We start from the raw sequence: 5,784 nt of genomic DNA, 5'->3' as shown, positions 1-5,784 counted from the left end.
GTCGATGGATACGGTCCGGAGCGGCATGACCGGCCTGTTCGGCCAGGGTCCAGCCGTTCTTCCGCTCCAGTGGAGCGATCAGTCCCCGCATATAGGCAAGCGCCGACTCTCGCGGCTCCGTCCTGGAAAACCGATGCACGAACCGGTCGTGCACAGCGTCCAGTTCACCGGCCCACACCCTGACATCAGCAAGGTCCCCACCCATACTCAGACCAACGACCCGCCTGCCCAACCGTCACAGCAAACACCGTTGCAGTACTAGGGCGTGTCTCTTTGATGGGTTGGTCAGTTGATCGGATGTGTCCGTCCGATTAGTGATCACTGATGCGATGTGGGACCGGATCGCGCCGCTGATGCCGGCCGATCCGGTCCGTGGCAGGCGGTGGGCCGACCATCGCCGCACCCTCGAGGCCATCGCGTGGAAGTACCGCACCAGCTCGCCCTGGCGGGACCTTCCCGACGAGCTCGGCTCGTTCCAGACCGCCCACAGACGGCTGATCAGATGGGCCGTCGACGGCACCTGGGAGAGGATCCTTGCCGCCATGCTGGCAGCGGCGGACGCCGACGACGACATCGACTGGGCCGTGTCAGTGGACTCCACCGTCGTCCGGGCTCACCAGCACGCCGCCGGAGCACGCAAAAAGGGGCGGCCCGATCCGGCGAGCCCGCCGATCACGCACTCGGACGCTCCCGCGGGGGCCTGAGCACCAAGGTCCACCTCGCCGCGGACGGCCACGCACGGCCGCTGGCCTTCACCGTCACCGCAGGCCAGGCCGGTGACGCACCCGCCTTCGAGGCCGTGATGTCCCGTATACGCGTGCCCCGAACCGGCCTGGGCAGGCCACGGACCCGGCCCAATGTTGTTCTGGCCGACCGTGCCTACTCCTCGCGTGCCATCCGGGCGCATCTGCGGCGCAGGGGAATCCGCGCGGTCATCCCGCAGCCTTCCGACCAGATCGGCCACCGCCTGCGGCGAGGTCGCCTGGGCGGCCGTCCGCCCGGCTTTGATCGCGAAGCCTACAGGCAGCGGAACACCGTCGAACGGTGCATCAACCGCCTCAAGCAGTGGCGCGGCCTGGCCACACGATGCGACAAACTCGCCATCGCCTACCAAGCCGCACTCCACCTCGCCGGCATCCTCATCTGGACCCGACGCTGACCAAAGAGACAGAACCTAGACGAGTAAGTCCTATGTCCCTTCTGGCTCGCGGCGTCTGGCACGGCACCTCGCGGCGTTGTCGGGGCATCCCGGTACACCCAGTACCGGGAAGCCCCTCCGCCTTGCGATGCACCGCACCAAACGCCGCGAGCCCCGCCCTACGGGCGGACGAAGGGACATAGGACTTACTCGTCTAGGACCTGTCCGATGGGTCATGGCCGGGCCCGCCGCCCCGCCCCGCATCAGTGCAGAATCACCTCATGCACCACGGGTGCCGCCGCTCCGCCCCGCCAGGTCAGCCGTACGCCCTCGATGGTGCCGTCGCCCGCCGCGAGCCGCGTGTACGCACCGGACAGCGTGCCGAGTGTGCGCCAGCCGCCGCCCGTGCGGACCTCCACCCTCGCGTCCCCGGGCGGCGTGCCCTGCGGGCGCAGGACGACCACGGACCGCGCCGGCCGGGGCGCGTTGGGCGTGAACTCCAGCGTCTCGCCGGGCTGCGCCGCCCGCATGGCGCGATACGCGGTCCCCGGGTCGCCGTCCGCCGCCGTCCGCAGCGCGCTGCCCTCCGCCGCCGGCGGGCCGCCGGACACCGTCACCTCGTCCGTCCCGGCGACCGTGAACTCCCGTACCACCAGCCAGTTGTCCTGTGCCTGCGTGGCGCGGGCGCGCACGTACCGGGCCTTGGCGCCGGACGGCGGCTCGGCCGTCACCTCCGCCTTGCCGTCAAAGGCGGCCAGCCGTGTCCAGTGCTTGTTGTCCGAGGAGTATTCGAGGACGCCGTGCTGGAGATAGTCGTCCGGGCTACCGCTCTTGCCCATTGCCAGGGTGACGGTGCCGAGCGCGCGCTCTGCGTGCAGATCCAGGCCGACCGAGGAACCGGCCTTGGGGGCGGCTGCGCTCCAGAAGTACGTGGCGTCGTCGCCGTCGGTCATCCGGGAGACGGCGTTGTCCTGATGGACGGCCAGATCGGTGGACGCCTTCGGGCGGCCGGTCACGCCCAATGCCGCATCGTGAGCGCTGACGGCGCCCTCGACGAAGGTGTCCAGCACCCCGTCCGCGACCAGCACCGGGATCTTTTTCCCCTTCAGATCCACGTACACGTACGACTTCGCGGACTTCACCAACTCCGGTAGCCGCTGCCGTAGTTGCCATGCCCTGGCGTCGTCGCCCGCCTTGACGGCCTCGATGAGCCGGAGGGCGGTGCGCGCCGCCTTGCCCCAGGCGTGCGTCGCGTCCAGCCATGGCTCGCTGTCCTCGACGAAGCCGCGATCGGCGAGCCGGTCGCGGAGTACGGCCGGCGCTTCCTGGAGCGTGCGCAGCGCCGCGTCCAGCCGCCGGGCGTCCCCGTCCCTGCCGAACTGTGCGATGGCGGCGGCCAGTTCAGGTGCCTGCTGAGGATTGAGGGACGAGGAGTAGTTGGCGTCCGCGAAGGCCCGCAGGGCGCGCGCCGTAAGGGTGTCGCCGCCCGCCAGCTCCTCGATCGCAGCGCCCCAGGAGGCGCGTGCGTCGTACGCCTTGTCGTTCCAGGCGTAGTCGGCGACCGTATGCAGCGCGATCTTGGACGCCGCGGGCTCGATCATCGGATTGGCGGTGATCCCGGCCAGCCGCTCGGGCAGCCCCTTCTCCCGGCCGTTGAACGGCCCGAGCAGCAGCCGGTTGGTCACATAGTCGTTGACCGGATAGTTGTCCCAGGTCAGGATCGGGTGCCCGAAGACCTCCCGGGCCCGTTCGGCCTGCGCGACGGTCATCGTCGGCGCGATCACGCCCACGCCCGTCCACTCCACCAGCACATCCTTGTCCAGCCGCGTGGCCAGCGCCTTCTTGTACGGCGACGGCTTCACGTCGTAGTACTCGGTCGGCACCATCTGCAGCGGCTCGGCGCCCGGATGCCCGGCGATGAACTCCTGGTCGACGCGGTTGAGCAGATGCGCCTGCGCGGCGCCGGCCGCCCCGCCGCCGGTCCCGAACCTGTCCTTGTCCGCGGCGCAGTTCCAGTCCGTGTAGCTGATGTCGTCCAGCGGCACCGCGAAGGTCCGTACGCCGATGTCCCACAGCGTCTGGAACTTTGCGGTCAGCGCCTTGAAGTCGGCGTCGGAGCTGTAACAGACCGACAGGCCGGGGGAGAGCGCGTAGGTGAACTCCACATGCCGGGCGCGCGCCCGGTCCACCAGCTCCTTGATCTGCGCGAGCCGGTCCGCGGGGTACGGGTCGCGCCACTTCTCCCGTAGGTAGGCGTCGTCCTTGGGGGAGTAGACGTAGATGTTCATCTTGTGCTCGGCGTAGAAGTCGAGCTGGTCGAGGCGGGCGGCGTGCGACCAGGGCGTTCCGTAGAAGCCCTCGATGACGCCGCGGAGCGGGGTGGCCGGCCAGTCCCGTACGGCGGTGCCCTGGACACGGGCGCCGGGCCGGTCGCGGTGCGGCAGCAACTGACGCAGTGTCTGGGCGGCGTAGTACGTGCCGGTGGCGTCCTTGCCGGACAGCGCGATCCGGCCATCGCCGACGGCCAGCGAGTAGCCCTCCTCGGGCAGCCCGTCGGTGCCCCGCGCGCCCAGGCTCTCCAGGGCCCGCGCCGCGCCCGCCCCGTCCACGTACACGGTCAGCCGGTTGTCGGCCTCGGCCTGTTCGGCCTGTTCGGCCTGTTCGGCCCGGACGATCCGGTCGGCGCCGGCGCCCTTGAGGGACTTCTCGACGAGGTCCAGCGCCGGTGCGTCGGTCTTCGGGCCGGCGACGAGGGTCACCGACGGGGTGATGGTGACCCGGTCGTGCCGGGCCTTGACGGACTGCGGGGCGGGTGAGAGGGAACGGGCGGCTCCGGGTCTGTCCCGGGCGCCGTCGTGGCCCGCGACCGGAGCCGCGCCCGGTGGCCCCACCATGCCCGTCAGGGGGATCACGGCGAGGGCTACGGCGAGCGCGGTGGCGGCCGCGGAGCGCGTACGGTGCATCCTTCGGTCCTCCTCGGTGCAGCGGGCGGGAGTGCGCGTGCAGGGCACGGGGGTGGGGTGCGCGAACAGGCTTCACCCGCTTGCCGGGCCGGGGCAATGGACTTTCCCACTGGATGGATGGACGTTGCCGAGGCGGCCGAAACGGGCGCCCCGGCACCCGCCCCCGCCCTCAGCGCGACTGGGCTATGAACACCAGCAGGCTCATGAACGCGAGGAGGACATGTGTGGCGACGACGTAGATGAACACCCGCACATACACCCCGCGGGGTGGCTTGTTCTCGACGTACGGCCGGGTGGGTGTCGCGTGGGGGACGGGCTCCGGGGATGCGGGAGTGGGCTGATCGGGCATGGCGTACGGTCCTTCCCTCAATGCGGCGCCCCGGGCTCACAGCCCACGGCGTGGTGCGTCGTCGCCCAGGCACAGCTCGGCGGCGCCGCTCTGCAGCAGCGTGTGGACGAACAGCAGGTCCGTGCCGCCCCGGGAGGCGGCGGCGATACGGTGCGGGGTCAGCGAGTCGAAGTGCGCCGCGTCGCCCGGGTCCAGCACATGGACGGCCTCGCCGAGCGTCAGCCGCAGCCGCCCCTTGAGGACGTACAGCCACTCCTCGCCCGGATGGACCCGGACCAGGTCGCCCTGCGCGCGCTGCGGCACATGCAGCCGCAGCGCCTGCATCGCCCGCCCGGCACCGCCCACCGTCCAGTACGTCCAGCCGCCGGCCTCCGACGGCTCCGTGCGGCCGGCCCGTACGATCGGGTCCCGCTCGGGCGCGGTCTCGCCGAGCAGGTCGGATACCGTGGTGCCGTACGTACGGGCCAGCGCCAGCAGCATCGGCAGCGACGGCTGGCGGCGGTTGGTCTCCAGCCGGGACAGATGCGCGGGCGAGAGCCCGACCCGCCGCGCCGCGCCCTCCAACGTCAACCCGCTGCGTCGCCGCAGGTCACGCAGCTGGGGCGCGACGGTGGACAGCTCCTCGGGCGGGTCGCCGAAGGGCTCGTCGGGGAGCTCGGTCATATCCCCGGTATAACGACCTCTCGCCTCACGGGCAAAACTTTTGCCTCTAAGGCAAATCCCTCGCCCGGGGTGGACCTTGTGAACTCCTGGGAAACTTGCGCCCGTTGGGATTGACAGGGGCATGTCTACGCGCGTCATCCTGGGAGGCATGAGAATCCCCCCACGGATCACCAGGATCGGCGCCGCGGGCGCCCTCGCATCGGCCCTTCTCATCGGCGGGACCGCGGTCGCCGCCCCGCCCGCCGTCGCCACGGCGCACCCGGCCACCGCGTACGCCGCGACGGCGCACACCACGGCCGTTCACCCCACTGCTGTTCGCGCCGCGACCGTGCAGGTGAACGCCGTCGGCGACATCTGTTACTCCAAGCTGCCCTCCCAGGCCCACGACACCCTGGACCTGATCGAGCAGGGTGGGCCCTACCCCTATCCGCAGGACGGCACGGTCTTCGACAACCGGGAGGGCATCCTCCCGGACCAGAGCTCCGGCTACTACCACGAGTTCACCGTGAAGACGCCGGGTTCGCCCGACCGTGGCGCCCGCCGCATCGTGACCGGCAAGAAGACGGACGAGGACTACTACACCGCTGACCACTACGAGTCGTTCGACCTCATCGATCGCAGCTGCTGACACGCAGCCAGGAGAGCGGCGGCCGGGGTGCAATGGGCACCCC

General features: G+C 70.8%; 5 protein-coding genes and 1 pseudogene. 2 read left to right on the top strand and 4 right to left on the bottom strand.

The annotated features are described in order from the left end of the window. Nucleotides 1-205, bottom strand: a pseudogene (locus tag AB0I10_RS40020) (IS701 family transposase); the annotation flags it as partial. A 124-nt stretch (nt 206-329) separates the two neighbouring features. On the opposite strand from AB0I10_RS40020, the gene AB0I10_RS40015 reads away from it, so the two are divergent. Beyond that, nucleotides 330-1,159 (top strand): IS5 family transposase gene (locus AB0I10_RS40015; RefSeq protein WP_363157667.1). Its coding sequence is split into 2 segments (ribosomal slippage): nt 330-647 and nt 650-1,159, totalling 828 coding nucleotides; the frame shifts between segments, so codons are not numbered across the junction. 242 nt (nt 1,160-1,401) lie between these two features. On the opposite strand, the gene AB0I10_RS40010 is transcribed toward AB0I10_RS40015, so the two are convergent. From AB0I10_RS40010 to AB0I10_RS40000, 3 genes are all read right to left on the bottom strand, one after another. Further along, nucleotides 1,402-4,101: a beta-N-acetylglucosaminidase domain-containing protein gene (locus AB0I10_RS40010; RefSeq protein WP_363157666.1), complete on the bottom strand. Its 2,700-nt coding sequence runs from the start codon at nt 4,099-4,101 to the stop codon at nt 1,402-1,404. Between the two features lie 169 nt (nt 4,102-4,270). Further along, complete coding sequence (locus AB0I10_RS40005; protein WP_363157665.1) at nt 4,271-4,450, bottom strand: DUF6126 family protein; 180 nt, start codon at nt 4,448-4,450, stop codon at nt 4,271-4,273. A 36-nt stretch (nt 4,451-4,486) separates the two neighbouring features. Beyond that, on the bottom strand, nt 4,487-5,113 hold the full coding sequence (locus AB0I10_RS40000) for an XRE family transcriptional regulator (protein ID WP_363157664.1): 627 nt from the start codon (nt 5,111-5,113) through the stop codon (nt 4,487-4,489). 148 nt (nt 5,114-5,261) lie between these two features. Between AB0I10_RS40000 and AB0I10_RS39995 the strand changes: the two genes are divergently transcribed. Continuing rightward, a complete protein-coding gene (locus AB0I10_RS39995; protein ID WP_363157663.1) occupies nt 5,262-5,741 on the top strand; it encodes a ribonuclease in 480 nt (159 codons plus the stop codon). Nucleotides 5,742-5,784 lie beyond the last annotated feature (43 nt).

This window comes from Streptomyces sp. NPDC050636 (assembly GCF_040654775.1).
In the GTDB taxonomy this organism is placed as follows: Bacteria; Actinomycetota; Actinomycetes; order Streptomycetales; family Streptomycetaceae; genus Streptomyces.
Note: the sequence above shows the minus strand (reverse complement) of the source record. Positions and strands in the feature narration are given on the sequence as shown.

Coding starts and splice junctions, on each gene's coding strand:
- AB0I10_RS40010 (WP_363157666.1), bottom strand. CDS start 4,101: ATGCACCGTACGCGCTCCGCGGCCGCCACCGCGCTCGCCGTAGCCCTC.
- AB0I10_RS40005 (WP_363157665.1), bottom strand. CDS start 4,450: ATGCCCGATCAGCCCACTCCCGCATCCCCGGAGCCCGTCCCCCACGCG.
- AB0I10_RS40000 (WP_363157664.1), bottom strand. CDS start 5,113: ATGACCGAGCTCCCCGACGAGCCCTTCGGCGACCCGCCCGAGGAGCTG.
- AB0I10_RS39995 (WP_363157663.1), top strand. CDS start 5,262: ATGAGAATCCCCCCACGGATCACCAGGATCGGCGCCGCGGGCGCCCTC.